Raw genomic sequence first — 24,722 nt, 5'->3', positions numbered from 1 at the left:
GGGGCGATCAGCCGAAGGACTTGCCGCAGCCACACTTGTCCCGCGCGTTGGGATTATCGAAGACAAAACCGGAGGATTCGATCTCCGTAACGAAGTCGACGGTCATACCGGCGACGTGGGGTTGGGAGCCTACGTCCACGAACACCTTGACCCCATCCGCCGTTATAATGGCATCGCCTTCGCGCTCGACGCTCTCCAGGCCCATCAGGTATTGGAAGCCGGCGCAACCGCCGGCCTGGACCATGATGCGAAAGCCTTCAACCGGCTCGCTGGCGCGGGAAAGTGCGGCCTTGACGGCGGCAACGGCGTTGTCGGTGAGCGTAATCATGGTTCGATCTCTCCTCAGTCCGTGACGTACTGCGGATCATCATGCATGGACCGTGCCAAAGGAAAAAACCGCTTCAAACAGTGCGATATCCCTGACTCTGCCGTGAATCTCGCGTGCCATCGTTGGGACGACGTCGGGTAACCGACAGGTCCCCGTCAGGTGTGTCGAGTAAGGCACACAGCGATGTTCGGCTTCAGATCCGGCTGCGCTTGCACGTAAGCCATTGACGAGCATGCCGAAGATCCGTCCTGCGCCTGCTTCCGCGCAATTGGCACGACTTTTGAACCTGCCCTTTCGGCGAGGCCCAAGACTGGTCGACGGATATTCATCTCTTGGGTAGCCTCGTGATCGATGCCAGGAAGGAAAGCAACATGTCAGGTCCGAACCAGCTCCGCCTTCAATGGGAATTAAGCACCGTCCGTAGAATCCGAACCCCTGATCGGCCAATTGGCGTCGGCATCCACAATCGCTCACCACCGGCTAGTGGCCGTCGACTGAAGTGAGATGGGACCGGCATGTGCCTGTCGGCCATCGTCCGCAGTTCAGTTGGTACGCGCGCGCGTTTCGAGGGGTGCCGGACGGCTCTCCAGCAACACTCTGTTCTCGGCGAGCACAAGACCGGGTCGAGCATCAAGGCGCGCCCCGTCGGCTGGAGATCAGCCGGCATGGCATCGATGATCAAAACGTATGTGGAAGCAGGGGATAGGACATGGAGCAGCGCGAGAAGCCCTCGCCCGAGCAAATCCGGCGTGCACGCAAAGACAGTCCGAAAATCCGCGAGCCCGATCTCGCCGCCCAATTGGGGATTTCGGAAGCCGAACTGGTTGCCGCCGATTGTGGTTTCGACGCGGTTCGCATCGAGCCGCGCGTCAACGACCTGTTGACCGGCCTCGAAGCGGTTGGCGAGGTGATGGCGCAGACCCGCAATGAAAGCGCCGTGCACGAGAAGATCGGCATCTACGACAAGGTGGTAACCGGCAACCACCATGCCATGGTGCTTGGCGATGAGATCAACCTGCGCATCTTCCCGAAGGTGTGGGAGCACGGTTTTGCCGTCGAAAAGCGCGATGGCGGCGACATCCACCGCAGCCTGCAATTCTTCGATGCCGACGGCAAGGCGGTGCACAAGGTGCACGTCAGGCCGGCCTCCAACCTCTATGCCTATCAGAAGCTGGTGGCGCAGCTCGAATCCTCAAACCAGGAGCCGATCGTGTCGGCTAAGGCGAGCGAAGCTGACGATGCTGAGATTCCGGACCAAGCCGCCACGGTCGAGGATCTACGCGACCACTGGAGTCGGCTGACCGACGTGCATCAGTTCTTCGATATGCTGAAGACGCTGAAGCTCAGCCGCTGCGAGGCGATGCGGATGGTCGGCCAGGAATACGCCTGGCTGCTCGACAATGCTGCCATTGGCGCCATGTTCCAGTGCGCGGCCGAAGACGAGATGCCGATCATGTGCTTCGTCGGAAATCGTGGTTGCATTCAGATTCATTCCGGTCCGGTCAAGTCGGTCAAGCCGATCGGCCCGTGGATCAATGTGCTCGACGCGACCTTCCACCTGCATCTGAGAACCCATCACATCCGCGAAGTCTGGGCCGTGCGCAAGCCGACCAGGGACGGTCATATCACGTCGCTCGAAGCCTATGGCGCCGACGGCAGAATGATCATCCAGTTCTTCGGGCAGCGCTATGAAGGCGACCGCGAACGCGGTGACTGGCGGTTTCTGGCCGAGAACCTGCCACGTATCCCAACCCCCGTCAGCAGCGTGAGATAACGACCATGTGTGTTGCCTTCCCTTTACGCTCCCTGCTCGCGCTGATGCTCGGCCTCCTGCTGGCCGCCGCGTTGCCTGCCGAGCGCAGTCAGGGCGCAGCTGTCTTTTCCGATCCGCTGCGGATCACCTCGATCGGCGGGTCTGTCACCGAGATCATCTATGCGCTTGGCGAGGAGCGCCCCCTCGTGGCTCGCGATTCGACCAGCTACGACCCGAACGCTTCACTGAAGCGGCACATTGTCGGCAACGTGCAACGGCTGTTGGCGGAGGGTGCTCCGTCCGTCAGTCGGTCCGGCGTTCTGGCCGTCCACGGCAGCCGCCGAGAGGACGCGATCGATGCAAAGTGGCGTACACCCTTTGATCAAGCTGCCAGAGGACGGTCGCAACAAAGGTATCCTCGAATGATATACGTCGTCGGCAAGGAAAGGCCGGGAAACTGCCCGCCTCCGACAGCTGCATGACACCGCCTGCGGCGGCATCATGCAGCTGTCGTCCGGCGACGACGAGGCGGAAATCAGCAGCTATCTCGACGATGCCTGCGTCCAGCGCTAGCAGCCTGAAGCGCTGCATCAGCGCCGCGACAGAGCCAGCACGGCAATCTGCTGCGCAAAACCCCGAAGCAGCAGGACCTATCGTCCAGTCTGTGCATGACAACCTGCGCATCGGCCGGCTGGATCGCGTGATTGATGGCCTGCAGACGATGCAATATCTGAACCGGATCAGAGCCCGATTGAGACCAGTTCGGGATTCCGACATAAAACGTCCCTGGCCTTCATCGCTGTTGATATGGCGGGAACGCAGCGCTCATCTTACTACTCGGCCGCGCTGGCACGAAGGGTGCTCGGTAGCTGCAAGAGAACTCGCTGGGCCGGAGAATTCACCATGAACGCTTTCGTCACCCGCGACGGTTCCGGATGGATGCCGCAATATCTGACCGCTATCGACGGCACGACCTGCATCGGGTGCGGCCGCTGTTTCAAAGTCTGCTCGCGCGAGGTCATGCACCTTTACGGCGTCGATGACGAGGGTGAGATCCTTGGCATCTGTGACGGCGAGGACGATGACTTCGACGGCGAGCTCAATCGCATGATCATGGTGGTCGACCATGCCGGCCGCTGTATCGGATGCGGCGCCTGCGCTCGCGTCTGCCCGAAGAACTGTCAGACGCATGTCGCGGCCGACCAGGTCGCCCCATAATCTGACGCAACAGACTGGGAGAACGGCACCATGTTTGCCCATCACCACGGTTGCCGCGGCACTGGCCAATGGCCGTGGGCTGAGATAGGCACGGGGTTCGACCAGCATGTGCTTGCCTGCATCTTCGCGCGGGCGCTCAAGGAGGTTGAGGCCGGCGGCACGACGGCCACCGAGGCAACCGGCCTTTCGCGCGCCGAGTTGCAGGATGTCCTGGCCCGCGATTTCCCCGCAACTGCTATCAACACTTTCGCCTTGGAAGAGGCGAGCGACCCCGAGCCGAGCCTGGAGGAAGAACTTCTGCGCGATCTCTTGCTCGCGCATGCCCGGCCAGGAGACCCGTCGGGCGCCCGTTTCGCCAAGATCATCGCACGGCGTGCCATGCGCAACGACCATCTCTGGCAAGACCTTGGCCTTTTCAATCGTGCCGAGCTCAGCCGCTTGCTTGCCACGCATTTTCCGCGGCTGGCGTCCGGAAACACCCAAAACATGAAATGGAAAAAGTACTTTTACCGCAAGCTCTGCGAGGCCGAAGGCTTTTCGCTGTGCACCGCGCCCAGTTGCGGACAATGCAATGATTTCGAAAATTGTTTCGGCGCTGAGGAAGGCGAAAGCCGCGGATAAGGCCCGGGATCGATTTCCGTTTAGGGAGCGCTACCGTCATGGGTACGAGGCGGCAAGGGTTTATCGCCATTAAGCGATAAGCGCTTTTCCCGCCGCCGCTGCACGGAGGAGGGGATGTTCATCGCTTCGCGATATTTTGTGACTGTGCGTCGCGCGACGTCGACACCGGTTTCCTTGAGCCGGAGAACGATGTCCTCGTCAGAAAGTACGTCTTTGGGCGATTCCAGCGCGATGATCGCCTTGATCCGGTGACGAACCGCCTCGGCGGAGTGCGCGTCGCCGCCTTGCGAGGAGGCGATCGGGACAGTAAAAAAATACTTCAGTTCGAACACGCCGCGCGGCGTAAGCATGTATTTGTTCGACGTCACTCGACTTACCGTCGACTCATGCAGTTTGATCGCGTCAGCGACAGTCTTCAGAGTGAGAGGCCGCAGGTGATCGACGCCATGTTCCAAGAAGCCATCCTGCTGGCGGACGATTTCAGCCGCAACCTTCAGGATCGTCTTGGCGCGCTGATCGAGGCTTCTGATTAGCCAGTTCGCGCTTTCGAGGCACTCGTTGAGAAATGCTTGATCTTTCGAACCTTTGGCGGTCAGGCGTGAGACTTCGGCGAAATAGGTCTGATTAATCAACACTTTGGGCAGCGTCTCTGGATCAAGTTCTATATGCCATCCACCTCCGGGCGAGGGCATGACCCAGACGTCGGGTATGATGGATTGGGGCTCTCCGGATTGGAATCGGTTTCCAGGCTTGGGGTCGAGCGCACGGATTTCATGCAACATCTCGAGCAGGTCGTCCTCATCAACGCCGCAACGCTGCTTCAAGGTCTGAAAATCACGTCGCGCAAGCTTGTCAAGATTGGCAACCAAAGCTGCCATCGCGGGGTCGAACCGGTCTCGCTGGCGCAACTGTATTTCCAGGCATTCGCTGAGAGTTCTCGCAAAAATCCCGGGTGGATCAAACTGTTGCAAGGTTCCGAGAACCCGTTCCACATCAGCCTCCCGGATGTTTAGGCTGCCGGCCAGATCCGAGAGGTCTACCCGGAGGTAGCCAGTGTCTTCCAGATCAGCTGCAAGCAGGCCAGCAATCAGCCGCTCCTGCGGTGTAAATGCGGTGAGGGCGATCTGACGAGCGACATGGTCATGCAAGGTTTCGGTGAGGGCGACAAATTCCTCGGGGGCAGGGCGACTTCCCGTCGCATCGTTCGTCGTGTTGCGCTGTGATTTCCGTTGCCCGACCCGATCCGGGGAACCGGCCCTGATCGGACCGTCGACGTTGTTGCCGCCTGCGCCGACCTGCGGATCCCTCTCCGAATTCGAGGAAGCGTCGCCGACAGGCCCCTCGTCGTCCGACGCTGTTTCCAACAGCGGGTTCTTCTCGAGTTCCCGCTCCACGTACTGATGCAGTTCGGCATGCGCCAGTTGCAGCAAGCGTATCGACTCAATGAGTTGAGGCGATGCCACCATGGATTGCTGCTGGCGCTGAAGCAGGCTTGCTGTGGGTTGCATGGTTAGCGCCAATCCTCTCGAGGGAACCCTTGGGCATTGAAACGTCGACCCCTCTAAAGCGCATCGCGGCTGGAGGGCCTCAGGCGAGGCGCTTTAGAGTCTTGTGTCTTTGCATGTCCCCGCTGCGCACTTTGGGCGACATGCACAAGGTTCATGCGGCGGCCTTCAGCGTTTCAAGAACGTTCTGCGGGGACGAGACGCCATAGGGGTCGGTCTCGCAGTTGTCCGAGAAGCCTTCCTCCTCGAACCACTTCTCCACCACGCCATTCTCGATCAGGGCCGCGTAGCGCCAGGAGCGCATGCCGAAGCCCAGATTGTCCTTGGCGACCAGCATACCCATCTTGCGCGTGAACTCGCCTTTGCCGTCCGGGATAAGCTCGACCTTCTCCAGTCCCAAGGACTTCGCCCACGCATTCATGACGAAGGCGTCGTTGACGGAGACGCAGTAGACGGCGTTAATCCCCTCCTTCTGAAACTCGTCATAGAGCTCTTCGAAATTGGGCAGTTGGTAGGTCGAGCAGGTCGGGGTGAAGGCACCAGGAAGCGAGAACAGGATGACGCGCTTGCCGCTGAAATAGTCGTCGGATGTCTTGTCTTCCCAGCGGTATGGATTTGGCCCCTCGATCGACTTGTCGCGAACACGCGTGCGAAAGGTGACGAAGGGAACCTTCTTTTTAACGGTCATCTATGTTTCTCCTCTAATTGAAGGGTGGCGCATTGTTTCTCGGTTGGCTGACGCGACACCGGGCTGGGGCTGGCTCGCCGATCATTCGGTCTATCGGTTGCGTGTTGGCTATTCGTCTCGCCGGCGCTCACACGCCGAGCAGGGCTGGCAAACCGCGATTGGGCGAGCGCCATGCCTTGGCCTGTCGGCCTCGAAGCACTCATGTGCAAAGTAGCCACCGACCATCGATGTCTGGAGGGGACGGCGTCCCGATGTGGGCCCGGAATCGGTACGATCTCCTGGGGCGCTTGTATGGAGCTTCGCGTCTCAGCCATGGTTCGTTGTTGCCTTCTTGGTGCCTTGATGGGCTCTAACGACGAAGAGCAAGCGCCATGCCAACCCCTCGAAGGCAGTGAATCTGACGAGTTTTGCGAAGACCTTTTTGGGCTTGTGCGGGAGCGCCGTGCGTAGCCGACAGGCGCGGAATAATCGACTGGTCACCCGGATCGGGCAAGACTGCAGTATGGTTGGATAATCGGCAGTTCTGCGCCGGTTCGGGAAAGACCAACCGTTTCCGGACAGCCGGACCGATGCCTTACCGTACACCGGCGGGGACTGCAGCGACCGCGCGAGTCTATTTCTCTATTGTGTTCCTGCATGCGCGGCGTTCTGCGAAGACACCTGTCAGCATCTAAGATCGCGCGCTGTTGCTATTCCCTACCCGCATCGAAGAGGTCTTTGCCGCCCTCCAGCTCTAGCTAGTGCCCAAGGGCCGGGACGCGCGGGCTCGCGTCGCGGTGATCGAGATATCTTCATTTGCGCTGCCGTGCGTGTCTGACCGCACATGTTCTTGTGTCCGAAGTCGGACAAGAATGTAGCAAGGCGACCAAGGGTCGCCAAGCCCGCAACGCGGTGCAAGCGGTGCAACGCAAACGGTACGCTAATCGGCACGCAACTTGCTCCGATGATCTTGTCAGAGTGGTCATCAGCAGGGCTTCGCAGCTCAGCGGGGTTTGACCAGTCTGTCAGCTAAACGCGAGTAGGCGGCTGAGGTGCTTTATGGACCAAGGACGACGTGGACACCCTGCCTGCATGAGTTCGCAACCAATCTCATCCGCGCTTGCGCGCAGGCGCTGCATCGCGAAACGGAAATCTCGAGGCACTGAGCCGGGACGTGCAACATGCTGCTGATCGACCTTATGACCAGCCGTGCGATCTCGACCGAGCGGAAGAACGCCTGACGTTTCAGGAGAAGTCAAAATGGCCCCCAACCCAGTTCCAGATCATGTCCCGCCCGAAATGGTGAGGGACTTCAGTCTGTTCACGTCGCCTGGCATGCTGCCGACGCCCAATGGGGATCCGCACGCAGCGGTCGCTTGCGTTCACGAAGGACCGCCGATCTTTTATTCTCCCTATAATACGCGCGATGGCCAGGGCACCTGGGTCATCACTCGCGCCAAAGATCAGCGCCGGGTGCTGCAGGATGCCGAAACCTTTTCCAGCCATCGCAGCATCTTCGCCTCCGCGCTGGGCGAAAACTGGCCGATGATCCCACTTGAACTCGATCCGCCGGCCCATGGCGTGTTCCGCTCACTACTTAGTCCGCTGCTTTCGCCCAAGCGGGTGCTGGTGCTGGAACCGGCTGTTCGCGAACGAGCGATCGCGCTGATCCAGAGGATCGTCGCATCCGGCACAAGCTGCGACGTCATGAAGGATTTTGCCGTTCCTTTCACGGTCAGCATCTTTCTTAGCTTTCTTGGGCTACCCGATCACCGACTCGATACATTCGTGGCCTGGGGCAAAGATCTGCTGCACGGCGACGATGAGAAAAGACAGGTGGCAGCCCGCACAATTGTGGCGTTCATCGACGAACTTGCAGCCGTTCGCCGTAAGGAACCGGCCGACGATTTCATGACCTTTGTCGTTCAGGCCAAGGTCGAGGGCCGACCGCTGACCCATGAGCAAGTCCGTGGCGTGGGCGTGCTTCTGTTCGTCGCGGGGGCTGACACAGTTGCAGCAGCCTTAGGCTTTGACCTCGCCTATCTGGCGCGCAACCTCAAAGAGCAGGAATGGCTGCGCACCGAACCGGACCGGATCGCGCCCGCGGCCGAAGAATTGCTGCGCGCCTATCCAACGGTGCAGATCATCCGCGTGGCGAAGAAAGATATTGACTTCGAGGGCGCGCCCATCCGCAAGGGGGATTATGTTTCCTGTGCCACGATGATCGCCAATCGTGACCCGACGGAATTCGAACGCCCCAACACGATCGATCTGGCGAGACAGGAAAATCGTCACGCCGCGTTCGGCTACGGTCCCCACCGCTGCCTCGGCTCACACCTTGCCCGGCGGGAGATTGTCATTGGTCTGGAGGAGTGGCTGTCGCGCATCCCGGCCTTTCGGATCAAGGAAAGTACGGCGCCCATCGCCCATGGCGGCCATTTGTTCGGAATCGAAAATCTGATCCTGGACTGGTCCTGAGCAAAGCCGCCCCGAGACGCGGCGCAGACAATGGAGACAGCACCATGCGCATCATCGTCCATACTGCCAAATGCCAGGGTCACGCGCGCTGCTGGGCGCAAGCGCCCGGCATCTTTAAGCTTGACGATGAAGGCTCCATCCTGCCCGGTGACATCGAGGTTGCGGAGGCGGAGCAACTGCTTGCGTTCCGAGCCGCGAGGTCCTGCCCAGAACGTGCGCTGGAAGTCGACCACGCTCCGGCTGCGCAGGTCGAACTGGACGCCGTCCAACCGACAGCCCGGCAAGTTTAGATGCGCGGAGCGATGGGACCGCACAACGGAAAAGGCTGGCGCGGCCTGTCCCACCGCTGTCCGCGTGCAACCGCGCAAGGGGCATATCTGCGACATCGAGGTGCTCCACTGCCCAAACGCCAGCAGGGTGGCGAAACGCCTCTTCCAATCTCAGGATTCGCAACAGAGCCGATGGACCAGGAAAAAATAATCGAACTCACCGACCGTGAGGCAATCCGCGACTGCCTCTACCGGTACTGCCGCGGGATAGACCGCGCCGATGAGGCGGCGCTGCGCAGTTCGTACTGGCCCGATGCGCAAGACAATCACGGGGCCTATTGCGGCTCGGCCGACGGCTTCATTCGGTTTGCGCTCGCGGTGTTCGAGACCGGACCGCGCAACATCCATCAGATCGCGAACATCCTGATCGAATTCACTAGTCGGGCAGAGGCCACGGTCGAGAGCTATTTTACTGCCCTGCAACGGGGACCGGACAACGACGGAGAAATACGCCAGACGCTGCTGTGCGGCCGTTACTGCGATCTGTTTCAGAAGAGGGAAGGTCAGTGGCGGATTGCGGAACGGACGGTCGTCTACGATTGGTGCGAGGAGCAGACCCCACCAGCGGTTGCCGAGGCAGAACGGTTCGGCCCGCGGCGGCCGATTGGAGCACCGTATCCGCACGATCCGGTCTATGCGCTCGGAAAGCGTGGCGTCCATGTTGCCGTCTGAGATTTCGAACCGGAGATCCGCATCAGCAGTGGGGACAACCTTGCAATGCCATAGCCATCCCGGCGAAAGCCCGCCCCGTGAAAATACCGCTGCCGGAAAGCACGACGTCTATCTGGGCCGCAACTGGCCGTCATCGGGACGTGACCCGGCCGGTTGTACCACCCAACGTTGATGGGCTGAGATCACTGAGGGCTGTCGCGGAGAAGTGCGCATGAAGCAGGCAGGACGCATCGTCATCATTACAGGCGCCGCCGGCGGCATCGGTCGTGCCTTGGTCGATCTTCTTGCGCGCGAGGGAGAGACTGTTGTTGCGGTGGACCTTCCGGGCAGCGGCGTGGTTGAACTTGCCCGTAGCCTCGGCTGCCCGCATCTCGGCCTCGAATGCGATGTCTCGCGAGAGGGGGATGTCCTCGCCCTTTATGGCCGGATCGAAGCACAGTTCGGGCAGATCGGCGTTCTCATCAATAACGCCGCGGTTGGACCCGCCATGGCTGCGACTGTCGACACCGGTGTCGATGCCTTCCGGCGCGACCTGGCAGTAAACTTGATAGGGCCGTTCGTCATGGCTCGCGAAGCGGCAAGGCGCATGAGGCCGGGCGGTGTCATCGTCAACTTAGCTTCCATGGCGGGCGTGGTCGGCAACCCCAAGCGCAACGCCTACGCAGCCTCGAAAGCGGGCTTGATCTCGTTGACGAAGTCGCTTGCATGCGAATGGGCTCCTCGCGGCATCCGCGTGACGGCTGTCGCGCCGGGCTACGTGCGCACGCCGATGGTCGCGGAACTGGAACGCGCAGGCAAGATCGACCTTGCGGCGGTGCGTCGCCGCGTGCCTATGGGACGCTTGGCGCGCCCGGTCGAGATCGCCCTCGCCGTGCGTTTTCTGATCAGCAGGGAGGCGCGCTACATCACGGGATCGGTGCTGGCGGTCGACGGCGGTTGGATGTCATTCAACCAGCCAGGGGATGCGCATGCACCGGTGGATGGGACGCCTCCAGCCGAACTCTCCTGTCCGGCCGAACGCACCGACGCGCGAATCGTGCTCGTCACCGGGGGCGCCAATGGCATAGGCGCGGCCGTCGTTCGCCGCTTTGCCTCGAACGGTGACACCGTCGTGATTGCCGATAGAGATCGCGATGCGGCGACGGTGCTCGCTGCATCGCTCGACAGCAAGAACCTGGCGAAATCCGTGGATGTGGCCGTCGAAAGCGAAGTGGTGGCGCTGTTCGAGGAGCTGCGGGCACGCTTCGGGCGCGTCGATGTCCTTGTAAACGGTGCTGCCGTCGCCGACACTTTTGCGGCGGGTATCGAACAAATCCCGGCAGATATTGAACACGTCCTTGGTGTAAACCTTACCGGCGCCTTCACCTGCGCGCGCGAGGCGATCAAGGCGATGGGCGCTGGCGGCGTGATCCTCAACCTCGGATCGATCAACAGCTTTCTCCCTGTCGCGCCGCGCCATGCTTACGGCGCCTCGAAGGCCGGGATGGACATGCTGACCCGATGCATGGCGGCCGAACTCGGGCCGGTCGGCATTCGGACAGTAACCGTCGCTCCTGGCTACATCCGCACGCCTGGCGTTGCCCAGTTGGCCAAGGCTGGCCGCATCGACTCCAAAGCGATCGGACGACGCATACCGATGGGCAGGATGGGGCGGCCGGAAGACATCGCACACGCGGCGTTTTTCCTTGCTTCGTCCGACGCCTCATACATCAACGGCTCGGTCCTCTATGTGGACGGCGGCTGGACCTCGTTCGGTGATGCGGGAAACGCCAGCGAACTCTATGACGAATGTTTTGCGGAGGTCGGGCATTGATTGTCGATCATTCGCCAGGCAACGCGCTGCGGCTCATCGAAGCCGAGGGCGTCCAAGCCTTCACGCCCATTCAGCGCGTCGCGCCCGCGACGCTGTCTGCGATCGAAGATGTCATCGCCGCCGAACCGGTCGATGCAGTCCCAACCGCTCCAGGCGCGCCTGCCGCCGCCCACTGGCAAGCGGGTTGGCGCAAGACTACGCCGCCGACAAGGGCTTGGATCAACCGCGGCCAACGCCTTGTTTGCACATTTCGAGCGACCGTTATCGGCCAAACCCCCCTCTGCAGACAAAGGAAACACCATGGAATTCGCGACCTTCATCCTGGCCGCCCAGCGCGGCTATCATCAATCATCCGACAGCGTCATCCGCAACTCAATCGAACAGGTCGTCCTTTCGGAACAGGCTGGCTTCGACACCACCTGGTTCGCCGAACACCACTTCAACAATTACAGCCTGATCCCCTCGCCCTTGATGATGGTGGCGCACTGCGCCGGCTTGACGGACACCATTCGCCTCGGCACCGCCGTCTGCGTGCTCCCCCTCTATCAACCCCAGCGCCTGCTTTCCGAGATCGGCTTCGCCGATATCGTTGCGAGCGGTCGTCTCGAACTCGGCGTCGGCCTGGGATACCAGCAGTTCGAGTTCGAGCGTTTCGGCGTGAATATCGATGAGGCGCCGGCGGTCTTTTCGGAATATCTGGACATCCTTCTGAAGGGCCTCAACCAAAAAATCTTCGAGCACGACGGCCGGTATGAGAAGATACCGCCGACGGCGATTTCGGTGCGCACCGTCCAGAAGCCGACTCCGCCGATCTGGATCGCTGGCGGGTCCGAGAGGATGGCCCGGGCCTATCGTGAGGGACATAATTTTTTTGTCACAGCATTCCACAACGGCTTGGAGACTTTGAGCACTCTGCGCGATTCGATCGAGAAGGCGGCGGCTTCCGAGGGCAAGAATGTCACGGACGCCAAGATATCGTTGCTGCGCTGCTGCTACGCCAGCGACGACGAAGCGGAGATCGACTGTTACCTCGACAATGCCCGCTTCCAGCGCCGGTTGTCTGAAGCACTGCATCAGCGCCGCCAGCAGAGCCAGGACGGCTATCTGCTGGAGGAAACGCCGACGCAGCAGGATCTGTCGTTCAAGACCATGCGCGAGAACCTGCCGATCGGCAGCGTCAATCGCGTGATTGATCGGCTGTTGGAGGAGATGGAGGTCTTGAAACCGGACCAGATCGCAATTCAGACTCAGTTGGGGGATTTCGATCAAAAGACGATGCTACGCCAGATCGAGCTCTGGGGAGACAAGATCATCCCGGCGGTCAACAAGTCGCTCGGCCCCTCGGAGGCTGGCAGCTTGCAAGTTCGCAACGACTTGAATTGAATTGCTGCCATTGGCTTGCCCTGGCCGGCATCGGGCAGCACTGCCCAACGGCGGACACCGCTGGCCGCCATGCATTTGCACATTACGAGCATCTTCAGCACCGTCGAAGGTCCATCGGAACGCCTCACAGCCATCATGCACCACAACCCAAATTGGCGGACACCCATCCGCATGTGCGATTCAGCAGCGAGAGCGTGCTGCAAGGCTCCAAAACCAATTAGAAGACAACCACGATCGAGCGGTCACCGCTGTCCCGTCAGCTTACTGAAAATTCAAACCCTACTCTCCACACGAGGCCCGTATGACGACCAACATCAAGATCAACGGTACTGTTCACACGGTCGATGCCGATGGTGATACCCCATTGCTGTGGGTCTTGCGCGATGTCCTCGGCATGACCGGTACCAAGTTCGGATGCGGTGCCGGTTTATGCGGTGCTTGCACGGTGCATCTCGACGGACAGGCTGTGCGCGCCTGTCAGACCCCGATCGACAGCGTCGGGGAGAGTTCCATCACAACAATCGAGGCCATAGGCGAGACGCCGCAGGGTAAAGCGCTCCAGCAGTCCTGGATCGATCTCGACGTGCCGCAATGCGGCTATTGCCAGTCCGGCCAGATCATGTCGGCTGCCGCTCTCCTTGCAGCCACACCGAAGCCCACCGACGCTGATATCGACGCTGCGATGTCCGGCAATGTCTGCCGCTGCGGCACCTATCAGCGCATTCGTGCTGCCATCCATCGTGCGACCGCTTGAGGATAGAGGCTAATGTTCGACAGGTCGCTCCGTCTAAACCGCCGCAACTTTCTCGCTGCCGGGGGAGGTCTCGTAGTCGCGCTTTCTCTGCCGTCGTCGCCTCGAAGGGCTGCGGCTCAAGCATCACCAGGCTTCGCGCCGAATGCCTTCATTCGTATCGATCGCCAGGGCATCGCCACGATGGTGATGCCCATGGCCGAGATGGGGCAGGGGATCCACACCGCGCACGCCATGCTGCTCGCAGAGGAGCTTGACGTCGGCCTTGATCAGGTTCGCCTCGAACTGTCGCCCGCGAGCGACGCGCTATACGGCAATCCTCTGTTTGGGCCTCAGAGCACCGGCGGGTCGACTTCGATCCGCGCTTTCTGGATGCCGCTGCGCCAGGCAGGCGCGGTTGCCCGCACTCTCTTGCTAGAAGCCGCGGCCCAAAAATGGGGCGTCGATCCCAAGACCTGTCGCGCCGAGAGCGGCTCGGTTTTCGAAACATCTGGATCCCGCCATCTCGCCTATGGCCAGCTTGTCGATGCCGCAGGCACCCTGCCGGCACCCGCACCCGAAAGCGTAGCCCTCAAGGATCGGAAGGACTTCAAAATCATCGGCAAGCCTCACAGGCGGCTCGACACACCCGGGAAGGTCAATGGAACAACTGTCTTCGGGATCGACACTAAAATTCCCGGGATGAAGATCGCCGCAATCGCCATCTCGCCGGTATTTGGCGGCAAACCGAAATCGGTCGACGAAAAAGCGGCTCTGGCTGTCAGAGGTGTCCATCAGGTCGTCCTGACCGATCAGGCTGTGGCGGTTGTCGCCGACCATATGGGCGCTGCCAAGAAAGGCCTCGATGCGGCTGCGATCCAGTGGGACGAGGGGCCGAACGCCACTGTCAACAGTGCCGACATCATCCGCCAGCTCAAGGAGGCTTCGAAGACACCCGGAGCTGTAGCGCGCAGTGAAGGTGACGTCGAGAAAGCGCTGGCTGGTGCGACCCGGCGCTTGGAAGCTGTCTATCAGTTGCCGTTCCTCGCGCACGCGACCATGGAGCCGATGAATTGCACCGTGCATGTGAAGAAGGATGCTTGCGACGTCTGGGTCGGTACGCAAGTGCCCACCATGGCGCAGACGACCGCAGCGCAGCTCACCGGCTTGCCTGTCGAAGCCGTCACCATCCACAATCATCTGATCGGCGGCGGCTTCGGCCGTCGGTTGGAGGTGGACGGCATTGAGCATGCCGTTAAGGTGGCGCAGCAGGTGGACGGGCCAGTCAAAGTTATCTGGAGCCGCGAGGAAGACATCCAGCACGACATGTATCGGCCTTACTATTATGACCGGCTGTCGGCCGGGCTTGACGCATCTGGCAAGCTGGTTGCCTGGACTCACCGCGTTTCCGGATCGTCGGTGACGGCGCGTTATTTTCCTGCTGGCATGCAGAATGGTGTCGATCCGGACGGCGTCGAGGGAGCGGATCAACCGCCTTATGCATTTCCTGCCATTCATGTTGAATTCAAGAGGGTCGAGCCGCCGGCCGTTCCCACCGCCTGGTGGCGTGGCGTTGGTGCGACCCATAATATCTTCGTGGTCGAAAGCTTCATCGATGAGCTGGCAGCGGCGGCGAAGGCTGATCCTGTCGAGTTTCGCAAGGCCTTGCTCAGCCACAATCCGCGTGCGCTTGGCGTGCTGACGCTGGCCACGCAGAAGGCGGGTTGGGGAGCACCGATGCCCCAGAGGCAGGGTCGGGGCGTTTCGGTGCAATTCGCCTTCGGCACATACATGGCGACCGTGGCGGAGGTCGAGGTGGGCACCGACGGCACGGTCAAGGTTCATCGGCTCGTCTGTGCGGTCGATTGCGGGCTGCAGGTCAATCCCGACACGATTGCGGCTCAAATGGAAGGCGGTTGCATCTTCGGCCTGACGGCTGCCTCGCACGGCGCCATCACGCTGAAGGACGGGCGGGTGGAGCAGGGCAATTTCGACACTTATCTTCCGATGCGAATGGATGAAGTGCCCGTAGTGGAGACACACTTCGTCAACAGTGCCGAAGCGCCTGGGGGGATGGGCGAGGCTGGAACCGCGGCGGTATTTCCAGCCCTAACGAATGCGATCTTCGCGGCGACGGGCAAGCGCATCCGCACGCTGCCCGTAGACACCAAACTCCTCAAATCTATCTGACCGCTTTCAGGGTATAGGGTTAATTGGAGAAGCTCTGCGGGTCGAGATCCCAGGCAACCTTGGCCTCCAGCGCCTTCTGCCGCTTCTTCATCGTCTCGAGATTGTGCCGCTGCCACACCCCGCGCACCCCGGAGGCGAGACCGAGTGGCCGCGTTTCCTCGCCAGCCTTATGGCATGCGGATCTGACCTAAGGCCAGCAGCTCCAGCGACAATTCGAGAATGATCGTCTCCACCTCCGGAGCGTCGGTGGGCAGCAGCGGCTTTCTTGCGCGTCATCTCCTGCAGAGTCAGCTCCCGCCCGTCTCCTACGCTGTCGTACGAATAACCCATCATCTTGCAGGTTTGGCTGACATTGCCGGGCTGTTTGGCGAGCTACAACAGCCCCACCTTGGCGCGGATGATCTTTTGGTCCTTGGTCATTTCGGAATCTTTCACGCCGAGGCCGGGCGCTGCGAACCCTGACCACTCCGCGCCCGGCCTCGGCTCTCGGTTCAGCTTTATGACACCGTCTGTCAGATTAAGTCTAAACTTTTGCCCTTTGCGATGGGCTATGAGGATATAGAAATCAGGTTTATCGATCATCAAGATCCTGCAATAACGAGGCAGCCAGGGCCTCCTCGGCGATGGCCACGCGATGCTGAAGCATGGCCAGCGTCAGCGCTCCGTCCCATGCTGCTTCGACCGCCTTTCCTCCAAGCGGGTGGGCCAGGCTCGGAGCTGTTCGCACGGCGGCTATATAGTCGACGGCGCCAAAGCGCCATGGCTCGGCACCATGTTCGCGCATGATGTGGTTGCCGATGCGCAATCCGGGCCAGTCAAAATCGCCGTGATAGTAGAGGCGCGCGCCCGCCTGCGCGAGTTGGGCCAGAAGGCATCGTTGGGCAGCCGCTGGCATACCATCGGTGCAGACCAGCGGGGCGCAGCCAGCTCCCCATCGGTCAGCGGCGATGGCGAGCAGGTTGGGATTTTCGCACACGTAGACGTTACGGCCCGTTGCATCCCATCGGGGCGGCGAGCGCAGCAGCGATCGCAGCGATGCATAGGCTGGCTCTCCCAAGCGCCAACGATCGCTTTCTGTCCCGCTTGTCGGCAGGTTCAGGGACAGGGCAGGGCGTGCCAGCTCATTGACCAGAACCCCTGCTCTGGCCCACGTCTCGCGGGCTCGCTCCGCACCGCCGGCCGGGATCAGATCGATGTCCTCGCTCGATTTCCGTATCGTCTTGCCATCTTCGTTGGCAACGGGTGCGGCCGGGTCATCAGCGGGCGTGGCGGTCTGGCGCCAGACTGCCAACACGAGTGTCGCGACCCCGCGGCCGTTGTCAAGCGCATGGGCATCGCCCAGAACGTCCGCAGCCAATTGCGAACGCGTGATGCCTTTCGCCGGCAGATACCGCAGCACCTCTTCGGCGCGTCGGCAAAGCTCCGCTGCAGCGATCGCATCCCGCCGAGCGATCCGCTTGAGCAGGCCGATGCCCTCAGGTGTCAGCAGCATGCTGGCCAAGCCGGAATGCCTGCAACCCTCGATTACACCGGACCACACTGTTTGCAGATGGAGGCGCATCCCGGCGAGATGAACGATGGGGCCGTCGAGCTTTTCCAACGCATCGCGCAGGGACGTGGCGATGCCGGAGTGCAGCAGGTCGGCATCGACCTGGCGGACGTTGATTTGTAGGGACTTGGAGCGGCGCTGCGGGCGACCGAGCAGCGAGGCCAGTGTTGCGTGTTCTTCCGCGCTAAGCCCGGCGACGCGAATAGGATCGACAGTGCCGCCGAGCGGAGCGCGCTCGAAGCGTTGGCGCAGCCGCTTGCGCAGCAAGGCGAGGTGCTCACCGCCGAGCAGGCGTTGAAGTCGCGGGTCGGCCTGGTCGTTCATGCTGGCGCAAATCGGCGATCGGGATCGGCCTCGGACGTCTTTTCCCGGCCGTCCCAGCTCCATCGCGACACGAACACGGCGTCGATACCTTCGCGCCGCTGCAACTGGCAGATGGCGACGCCCGGCAGTTCAGCATAACACGCCCACTCGCGCTCGCTGGTGATGACGAAGTCCAGATCGAACTCGCGGATCAGACCCATGCAATGCGCGCGTGCTGTGTCATCGATGCCGGCGAAGGCTTCGTCGAGCAGCATCAACCGCGGGGCTAGGACGTGGCTGCCCTGGCTGTAGAAGCTGGCGACCGCAGCAAACAGCGGCACCGTCAGACCGAGCGCCCGCTCGCCGCTCGAGGCGGGTCCGGAAAGCTTGCGCCAATGTCCCTCCTGCCAGCGTTCGACGCGGAAGCGGTGCCAGTGGCGATAATCCAGGGCGCGGGCCAGCTGGTCGAGCAAGGTCCCGCCGCTGTCTTTTCCACCGCTGGAATCAGCGCGCTCCCGCTCGGCGGAGATGCGCTGTTGCAGCATCGCACCGACGACGCTCCGGTCGCCTGACGACCAAAGGTCCGCGCTGGTGTTGAGCAGGCGCTTGCGCGCCACGTCGAGGCCCACCGGCGCTCCTTCCTCTTCTAGCAGTGGCTGCCACAACAGGCGATAGCGTACGCCGGTGGAGGTAGGGCGTTTGTGCAACTCGCCGTTGATGGCGTCGACTTGACGTTCGGCGCCCTGCAACAGGCGCTGGATTTCCGCGGCGATTTCAGCCTGCAGATGGTTCTCCAGAACAGCCCGTTCGTTGGCGGTGAGCAGTTCGCTGCGCTGGGCGATCTCTTCGGCGAGGCGCGTGGCAAGGCGGTCGGGCCGTTCGCGCCGGTTCTGATAGACGATATCCACCCTGAAACCCCAATCGCTGGGGTCGGCCTGGGCCTGGTGGCCGAGCGCGCCAAGCGCGCGCTGCAGCTCGGTCAGTTCTTCAGCTGTCTGCCGCTGGACGCGCGCCCACGCCTCGTCGTCGTCCTTGAGGTTCGACAGATCCTGTTCGGCGCGGCGGGCCAGCGTCAACGCCGGGTCGATCGTCCACTGAACGCTCATGTCGGGCATTTCAATATGCGGCAGGGCGGCCGACAGCAGGCCCGTGCCCGAGAATTGCTGCAATGTGGAGATCGCCTTGGCGCGGGCCTCGCCGCGCTGCTGAAGAACGAGGTTCGCCGTCTCAGCCTGCTGGCCGGCAACCGCACGCGCCTCACTTGCCTTGCGCCAGGCTTCGCCGGCGAGCTTCAGGGCGGCTTCACCGGCTTCGACCACACGGCGCGCATCGGTCAGTTGCCGCTGCAATTCCTCGACCTTGGCGCCGACCGTTTCGCGCAGCACGTCGAGCCGAGCAGAGGCGTCTTCCGCTTCAACACGGGCTGTCGCGAGTTCCTCTTCGCGCTGCCGCACATCGTGGCGTGCCTCACTCTCGCGGGCACGCTGACGTTGCCGCTCCGGCAGTGCCAGACGGACCTCATGGGCCACTTGTTCGAGCCGGACGTGCGCATCGCGATAATGATCGAGCGCTGCTTGGATGGCAGGCAGCGCTTCGGGTATTTCGGGCAGGCGCTGGTCAACGGCATCCGCGGCAAGCTGCTCGCGCACTGCCGTGAGCGCCTGTTCGGCCTCGCGACACCGTGTGTCTGCTTCGGCCAGCTTTTCGCTGGCGAGACGCGCGGCTTGGGCGCTAGCGGTGGCGGTCAAATGAGCGACCCGCAACGCCTCGTCGGCGGGCGCAAGCCGCCACTCTTCGTCGGCCTGTTCCCGATACAGCGCGAGCTGCTCCACCTTGGCTCGCACATCCGTCAACTCAACGGAGAGTTGGGCGAGGCGGCCAGCAATCTCGGCCAACCGCCGCCCGCGGGCTGCGGCGCGGGCCGCGTGGCCGATGTAGACTGCCTCTGGCTTGCCCCACGCACCGGACAATGCGCCGAGGCGGAAGCGGCCGTCGGGGGCGATCCAGGCCTCGCTGTCGATCGGATCGTCGTCCGCGCAGGCGATGCCCGACAGCACGCGCTCGATGATGTTGGCTGGCACGACGCAGCCGGCCGAGACGGTGGCTTCCAGCCAGTCAACGAGCGATGGAGAGTGCTTTTGTCGTTCCACAGCCTGCGTATCGTAAGGTAGGGTGCCGCCATCGCCGGCTTGGAGGCGTCCGTCAGGCGCTATCCAGGCGTCCAGCAACCCGGCGGCTTCGAGCGCGGCTTCAAGGCCGCCGCGTTGCGGGGCAGCCACCGTGCCGCGAAAATCGACCACTTGCCAGAGCGGCGCGCCCTGACGTGCATCGCGGACAGAGGCATCGCGCGTATAGGGCAGGGGCGGCGCCATTTCGTCGCCGGCTTCCAGGCGTCCGCGTTCGTCTTTCAGGGTGTCGTATTCCATCTCCAGCGCCTGCCTTTGGCCGTCGAGCGCTACGCGACGCTGAGTCAGCGAAAGGCTGGCCCCTTGATATGCCGCTTGCAGAAGCCGGAGGGTGGGGTTGTCACCTTGGAGCGTTATTGTCCATTCCGCCAGGGCCGTCAATGCCGCGGATCTGCCGTCGGGATCGACCAGCAATTGTTTTAGGCCGATAAAATAGCGGTCCCAGCTCTCCACCAGAGCACGGCCTTGCTGTTCGAACTTAGTGTCGGCTTGGGTCCGACTTTCGGCAGCCTCTTCAGCTGCGATGCGCCTTTCATCTTGGACTTCGCAGCGCCGCGCATAGGCGGCCTCGGCCCGCGCGACTTCGTCGTGGCGGCGACGCAACTGGGCAATCTGCTCACGCCGGCCGACAACGAGGTTGCGGAGCTCGCCGCAGGCCCCGTCGAAAGCATGCTGCGTCAGCTCGATCAGCGCGGAAGCTTGCGATGTGGCGAGGGGATTTCCGGCATGCTGGCCAGCGATGCCCGCCGCATCGGCGTGCGTCGCACTTTCCAGGCGCAGATGGGCCAATGCGCGTTCGGCCTGGTCCGCGCGCTGGATTGCGCGTCCGGCTTCTTGCGTGCTGAGTCCCAGCCGTCGGCCCGCCTCTTCGACGGCCGCCGTGGCCTTCTGCATCGCCTGCAGTCGTGCAGCCCTGTCTCTTTCGGCGGTTTCGAGGCGGTTGGCGTCCTGCATCGTCGGGTCGGAACGCAAAGTGTCGAGACGCGCGCGCCCTCGCGTCAGCACGATCTCCGCATCATCGTGGGTCGTTCGTGCCAGCGTTTCTTGCGCTTGGGCTTCGTCAAACCGGACCTGGGCTTCGCCTCGTGTCCGGCTGGCGTTGTCAAACTCGGTCTGGGCCTGGCGCAACAAGCGTGCCTGCCGGCGGGTCTGTGTGCCGGCGTAGATGCGATAACGCTCTTCGAAACGGCCGACGGCCTTGACCAGGGCCTGATACTCGTCGAGCTGACGACGGTCTTCCTCCAACTGTCCAAGCGCTTCGGCAACGTCGCCGAGTAATTCGGGCGCCAGCGGCGGCAGGGCCTCGGTCAGGGCATTCGAAAGCGCGGTCTCGTCCGGCTTTCTGGAAAGCTGCGGCTGGCGAAGCTGGATCAGCGTGTCCATCAACGCGTCGTAGCGCTTGGCGCCCAAATGGAACAGGCGCTCGTCGACGGCGCGGCGGTAGCCGGCTGCAGTGTCGAACACCTGGCCACGACCATCGAGCGCGTCGCGCAGGCGCTCCTTGGTCAGTACGACACGCTGCGCGCTCGTCAACCACAGATCCTGGTTGATGCGCGGCGCGCCGTCGGTGTCTTCCAACAGGAAGAACCAGCTATCGACCTGCGGACGGGCCGCCGTTGCCGAAAGGCCGGCGCCGAGCGAGAGAAAACGTGGCGTGCCGTCTTCCGCGACGCGGCCAAACTCGATCCACGTATAGCCGATGCGCCGGTCATAGCTGTTCATCAGCAGGTTCCAGGCCATCTTCTTGCTGCCGTCCCCGTCGGGCTCGATGCGCGAAGACTTGAGCTGCGCGTCGAGCAGCAGTGGCAGCGTCAGCGACAGCACCTTGGACTTGCCGGTGCCGTTGTTGCCCCGCAGCAGCAGGTGGCCGTCGCGGAACCAGAATTCCTCGCTGTCGTAGTGGAAGAGCTCCACCAGACCCAGGCGCAGAGGCTGCCAGCGCTGCCGCGTCGGCATCGGCAAGGCGGGTTTTTCCGGAGGCAAGGCGAACAGGTTCATGTCGATTCCAATCGAAGGCCGGCTGCCCTGGTCGAGGCGCCGCGGCTTTCGCGAATCTCAGCCTCGCCCAGCGCGAAGCGCGCGAGCGCCGGCAGGGGCTGTATGAAGCCCGCCATCCGCACGGCAAGTCGCAGCTTTTCCAATCGATCGATCGCAATGGTGGCGAGCTCGCGCTCGGCGCCGGGCTCGCGCGCCGATTTGCGCCAGTAGCGGCCATACCGGCCCTTGGCCTCATGCAGGAAGTCGGCAATGTCGTGCTCCCGCATGCCGGTGGCCGGTGCCGTGCCGGCCCCATCCGTCCGGCGCTGCCTTTGGCCGGTGGCTAGGTGTTCGGCAACCAGCAGCGTTACGTGGGCGTCGGTGCCCTCGGCCGGCATGGCGACGTCGGTCAGCACACCGGCTTCATCGACCAGCGCCAGCCCTTCGGCGCGCTGCTCGGCCACCAGGCCGGCGGCCTCGCACAGGCGAGCCGCCATTGCGCCGCGCTGATTGAAGAAGTAGGCTCGGGCTTCCGTGTCCAGCGTCTCGACATAGACCACCGGATCATCGAGAAGCCGGCGCGCGAGTTGGTGGCGCATCGCCGTGCGCCGACCTTCCTCGCTGTCCGCTACATGTTCGCCGACAAGGGCGCGTAGCCGCTCTTCGAGCGTTTTGGGCGCTTCTTCCGGTGACCAAGTGGACGGGCCACGCACAGCCGCCAGCATGCCGGCGAGCATGCGGCGTTGCACGTCGTAGAGCGCATCCGCCTGATCGCCTCCGGCCTGCACGAACGTTTCTTCGTCGCCGGCCACGCGGTGCAACACCCCGAGGCTCAGCAAGGTGCGGCACACCGAAACCAGTTCGCGCCGCTCGTGTTGCGCCTCGAGAACGAAGGTGAAGTCGAGCATCGGCTCGGCGGCGAGCTCCAGCAGCCTCTCTCCTAGCAGGCGCAAAGTGATCTGCGGGTCGGCACGTTCGAGCACCGCGCAGGCGAGGCTAAGCAGCACGTAGCGCCGGCGATCGTAGCCGGGGAGGCCGCGCATGGCGTCGGTCACGTCTCCTGGCCGCTTGTAGAGGCGCGCGCCCTCGCGCTCGACTTGTAATATCCAGCCCGTCTCGCGAGAAAACCATTCGCGCAATGATTCGGCCTGGCGGCGTATGACGGCGAAATCCTCATGTGCCGGGCCTATCAACGGCGTCATCAGCAGGGCGCGCACGCAGGCGCGGAACTCCTCGCGCCGGAAGCGCTGCTGCAGCAGGCCAATTCCGCGACTGTCGTTAGAGCCGTTCGTCGCTGTCATCGACCGTCCTGCAAGGGCGTGATGGTGATCAGATGGTCGCGCCCTGCAAAGACGCCATGCGGCGTGTTTATCGTGGCGCGGCTGTCGGGGGCAAGCGGCTTCAAGTGGATGTGCAGTAAGCCATCGCCCGTCTGGCGTTCCACCGGCGTGTCCGGTCCGGCTTGTTCGCTTAGCGCCTCCCCGAGCAGGCCCAGAAACAGACCAAAGGCATGTATGTCGAGTTCCCCCAGATCCGAAAGCCGCGCCGGGCGGCTGGTGGCGAGGCGCTTGCGCGCCGCTTCGACCTGCAGCGATTCCTCCGCGAGCTGAAGTGCCAGGAACGCTCGCTCTTCGGCGCGGTCTCGCACGCGCGGCAGCGGTCCGCGCGGGGCCGCTTCGCCGTATTCGCGCAAACGCGGGTGAATCTTGAGCGGCGCGGCGTCGGCCCAGGAGGTGCTGGCCGGCAGCTCGGCGTCCGCGTTGGCGTTGAGCGAGAAATGCCGCGCCGGATTGAGGGCGAAGGCGGCCCGCGCAAGGCGGTGCGCCTCGCCGTTGTCTGCGCAGGCGGCAAACCAGCCGGCGAGCATGCGGAAGTCGGCAGAGCGATCGCTGCGGCCGCTGCGCCGCTCATTCAGCGCGGCGATAGCAGCCAGAAGCTGGGGGATGGCCGATCGTGCCCGCGCCCGCAACAGCTCGGCTTGCGGGGGCTCGTGGCCGGTGCTGAGAAACCAACCGCGCAGACCCTTCCAGCGTTCTCGCCAGGCTTGCAGGTAATCTTTCCGCGCCTCGACATGATCCCGTGCGCCGCCGGGAGCCGCGTCACGCGATTCGCGCTCGGCCACCTGTCCAAGCAGGGCATCGATGCCCGGCTCCAAAGCCAGGATGAGGCGTGCGATGGTGTCGGAACGGCGCACCAGATCACCCATGAAGCGCTCCAGATAGTCGATCAGCCGCTTCTTGTAGTTTGCGACCACCCCTGCTTCGGCTTGCTGCAGCTCGATGCTGCGCGCGACGCCGGCCATGAACGCCTGGGCGTTCTCGGCCAGACTTTCGAAGACACGCACGAGATCCCGTAGCGTTTCGTGGATCTTGGCCGCGTCAGGTTCGGTTGCTTCGGCCAGCGCCTGAAGTGCCTGCAGTCGGCTCGCTATGTCCTCGAGCGCTACCGTTTGCAGCTCAGCGCGGCGCTGCAAGGTCTGTACGAACACTGCCAAGGCGGATTCCACGGCCTCGCCGCCCTGCGAAAGGCGATAGAGAAAGCGTGCACGGTAGAAGTCGCTAAGGCTGGCAACCCGCGCGGTGTCGGGATGCGATTCAAGATTGCCCCATTCCGTAAGCTGAGTGAGCGCCGTATTCACGTCCTCAATGCGCGGCGGCCCGTCCGGCCATCGGGCTTCGGCAAGCACTTCGTCGGGCCGCAACTGCAAACGATATTGCCGCTTCGCCGCTGCGAAGACGTCCATGATGCAGCGGTAGAATGCGGCCTTCTCGGCGCTAACGTGACGAAATAGGTCCGCCGGGTCATTTGCAATGTGCACAGGCAATCGCTGCCTCCCCAAATCCACTTTGAATGTTTTTGCTTTGTTCTCACGTTCAGTCAAGACCACTCGTATCATTGCCATCGCTTCCGCCCACACATCCACCCATTCCCGGACGGCAATGGCCGTGTGTCACCACCGTCGCATGCGATGGCGCTGAAAGCAGGCATCGGGGACTTGGCTTATGGTCGATCTCCAGAGG

19 protein-coding genes and 1 pseudogene are annotated in these 24,722 nt (G+C 62.6%); 11 read left to right on the top strand and 9 right to left on the bottom strand.

Going from position 1 to position 24,722, the window contains the following annotated elements; translation table 11 throughout:
• Positions 1–7: 7 nt before the first annotated feature.
• Positions 8–328: an iron-sulfur cluster assembly accessory protein gene (locus tag CGZ66_RS04655; protein WP_095082060.1), complete on the bottom strand. Its 321-nt coding sequence runs from the start codon at positions 326–328 to the stop codon at positions 8–10.
• Between the two features lie 709 nt (positions 329–1,037).
• Between CGZ66_RS04655 and CGZ66_RS04650 the strand changes: the two genes are divergently transcribed.
• The 4 genes from CGZ66_RS04650 (at position 1,038) to CGZ66_RS04635 (ending at position 3,920) form a co-directional block, all read left to right on the top strand.
• Positions 1,038–2,102 carry a hemin-degrading factor gene (locus tag CGZ66_RS04650; protein WP_095082058.1) on the top strand — a complete coding sequence of 355 codons (1,065 nt, stop codon included), beginning with the start codon at positions 1,038–1,040 and terminating at the stop codon, positions 2,100–2,102.
• A gap of 5 nt (positions 2,103–2,107) precedes the next feature.
• Positions 2,108–2,563, top strand: coding sequence for a TroA family protein (locus tag CGZ66_RS04645; RefSeq protein WP_143748678.1), 456 nt, complete (start codon positions 2,108–2,110; stop codon positions 2,561–2,563).
• 421 nt (positions 2,564–2,984) lie between these two features.
• On the top strand, positions 2,985–3,299 hold the full coding sequence (gene fdxB / locus CGZ66_RS04640; protein ID WP_095082054.1) for a ferredoxin III, nif-specific: 315 nt from the start codon (positions 2,985–2,987) through the stop codon (positions 3,297–3,299).
• A 30-nt stretch (positions 3,300–3,329) separates the two neighbouring features.
• A complete protein-coding gene (locus CGZ66_RS04635) occupies positions 3,330–3,920 on the top strand; it encodes a nitrogen fixation protein NifQ (protein ID WP_095082052.1) in 591 nt (196 codons plus the stop codon).
• A gap of 20 nt (positions 3,921–3,940) precedes the next feature.
• Here CGZ66_RS04635 and rpoN read toward each other — a convergent pair whose 3' ends face one another.
• Together rpoN and CGZ66_RS04625 are read right to left on the bottom strand one after the other, a co-directional pair.
• Positions 3,941–5,428, bottom strand: coding sequence for an RNA polymerase factor sigma-54 (gene rpoN / locus CGZ66_RS04630; RefSeq protein ID WP_095082050.1), 1,488 nt, complete (start codon positions 5,426–5,428; stop codon positions 3,941–3,943).
• Positions 5,429–5,579: 151 nt separating this feature from the next.
• The gene (locus tag CGZ66_RS04625; protein WP_095082048.1) at positions 5,580–6,113 is read right to left on the bottom strand and encodes a peroxiredoxin; all 534 of its coding nucleotides are present in this window, start codon (positions 6,111–6,113) and stop codon (positions 5,580–5,582) included.
• Positions 6,114–7,352: 1,239 nt separating this feature from the next.
• Here CGZ66_RS04625 and CGZ66_RS04620 point away from each other — a divergent pair.
• The 4 genes from CGZ66_RS04620 to CGZ66_RS04605 all read left to right on the top strand — a co-directional run bounded on the left by CGZ66_RS04620 (position 7,353) and on the right by CGZ66_RS04605 (position 11,384).
• Entirely contained in the window at positions 7,353–8,570 is a 1,218-nt protein-coding gene (locus CGZ66_RS04620) for a cytochrome P450 (protein WP_095082046.1), read from the top strand.
• Positions 8,571–8,614: 44 nt separating this feature from the next.
• The gene (locus tag CGZ66_RS04615) at positions 8,615–8,860 is read left to right on the top strand and encodes a ferredoxin (protein WP_095082044.1); all 246 of its coding nucleotides are present in this window, start codon (positions 8,615–8,617) and stop codon (positions 8,858–8,860) included.
• Between the two features lie 171 nt (positions 8,861–9,031).
• Positions 9,032–9,571, top strand: coding sequence for a nuclear transport factor 2 family protein (locus CGZ66_RS04610; RefSeq protein ID WP_095082042.1), 540 nt, complete (start codon positions 9,032–9,034; stop codon positions 9,569–9,571).
• 211 nt (positions 9,572–9,782) lie between these two features.
• Positions 9,783–11,384, top strand: coding sequence for an SDR family oxidoreductase (locus CGZ66_RS04605; RefSeq protein WP_095082040.1), 1,602 nt, complete (start codon positions 9,783–9,785; stop codon positions 11,382–11,384).
• Here CGZ66_RS04605 and CGZ66_RS39785 read toward each other — a convergent pair.
• Positions 11,351–11,704 (bottom strand): hypothetical protein, encoded by a 354-nt coding sequence (locus CGZ66_RS39785; protein ID WP_167391994.1) that lies wholly within the window; start codon positions 11,702–11,704, stop codon positions 11,351–11,353. The genes CGZ66_RS04605 and CGZ66_RS39785 overlap by 34 nt on opposite strands.
• On the opposite strand from CGZ66_RS39785, the gene CGZ66_RS04595 reads away from it, so the two are divergent.
• The 3 genes from CGZ66_RS04595 to CGZ66_RS04585 all read left to right on the top strand — a co-directional run bounded on the left by CGZ66_RS04595 (position 11,685) and on the right by CGZ66_RS04585 (position 15,687).
• Complete coding sequence (locus tag CGZ66_RS04595; protein ID WP_095082036.1) at positions 11,685–12,767, top strand: LLM class flavin-dependent oxidoreductase; 1,083 nt, start codon at positions 11,685–11,687, stop codon at positions 12,765–12,767. The genes CGZ66_RS39785 and CGZ66_RS04595 overlap by 20 nt on opposite strands.
• Positions 12,768–13,068: 301 nt before the next feature.
• A complete protein-coding gene (locus CGZ66_RS04590) occupies positions 13,069–13,521 on the top strand; it encodes a (2Fe-2S)-binding protein (RefSeq protein WP_095082034.1) in 453 nt (150 codons plus the stop codon).
• A 12-nt stretch (positions 13,522–13,533) separates the two neighbouring features.
• Complete coding sequence (locus CGZ66_RS04585) at positions 13,534–15,687, top strand: xanthine dehydrogenase family protein molybdopterin-binding subunit (RefSeq protein WP_095082032.1); 2,154 nt, start codon at positions 13,534–13,536, stop codon at positions 15,685–15,687.
• 52 nt (positions 15,688–15,739) lie between these two features.
• Here CGZ66_RS04585 and CGZ66_RS41685 read toward each other — a convergent pair.
• The 5 genes and pseudogenes from CGZ66_RS41685 to CGZ66_RS04560 form a co-directional block, all read right to left on the bottom strand.
• Positions 15,740–16,107, bottom strand: a pseudogene (locus CGZ66_RS41685) (IS481 family transposase); the annotation flags it as partial.
• 151 nt (positions 16,108–16,258) lie between these two features.
• Positions 16,259–17,560 carry a TIGR02679 family protein gene (locus tag CGZ66_RS04575; RefSeq protein WP_095082028.1) on the bottom strand — a complete coding sequence of 434 codons (1,302 nt, stop codon included), beginning with the start codon at positions 17,558–17,560 and terminating at the stop codon, positions 16,259–16,261.
• A complete protein-coding gene (locus tag CGZ66_RS04570; protein ID WP_167392000.1) occupies positions 17,557–21,723 on the bottom strand; it encodes a TIGR02680 family protein in 4,167 nt (1,388 codons plus the stop codon). The genes CGZ66_RS04575 and CGZ66_RS04570 overlap by 4 nt, the downstream gene beginning before the upstream one ends.
• A complete protein-coding gene (locus CGZ66_RS04565; RefSeq protein WP_095082024.1) occupies positions 21,720–23,003 on the bottom strand; it encodes a TIGR02678 family protein in 1,284 nt (427 codons plus the stop codon). Before CGZ66_RS04565 ends, CGZ66_RS04570 begins: the two co-directional genes overlap by 4 nt.
• On the bottom strand, positions 23,000–24,583 hold the full coding sequence (locus CGZ66_RS04560; protein WP_245331017.1) for a TIGR02677 family protein: 1,584 nt from the start codon (positions 24,581–24,583) through the stop codon (positions 23,000–23,002). The genes CGZ66_RS04565 and CGZ66_RS04560 overlap by 4 nt, the downstream gene beginning before the upstream one ends.
• Positions 24,584–24,722 lie beyond the last annotated feature (139 nt).

The organism is Mesorhizobium sophorae (assembly GCF_002270415.1).
In the GTDB taxonomy this organism is placed as follows: Bacteria; Pseudomonadota; Alphaproteobacteria; order Rhizobiales; family Rhizobiaceae; genus Mesorhizobium; species Mesorhizobium sophorae.
Note: the sequence above shows the minus strand (reverse complement) of the source record. Positions and strands in the feature narration are given on the sequence as shown.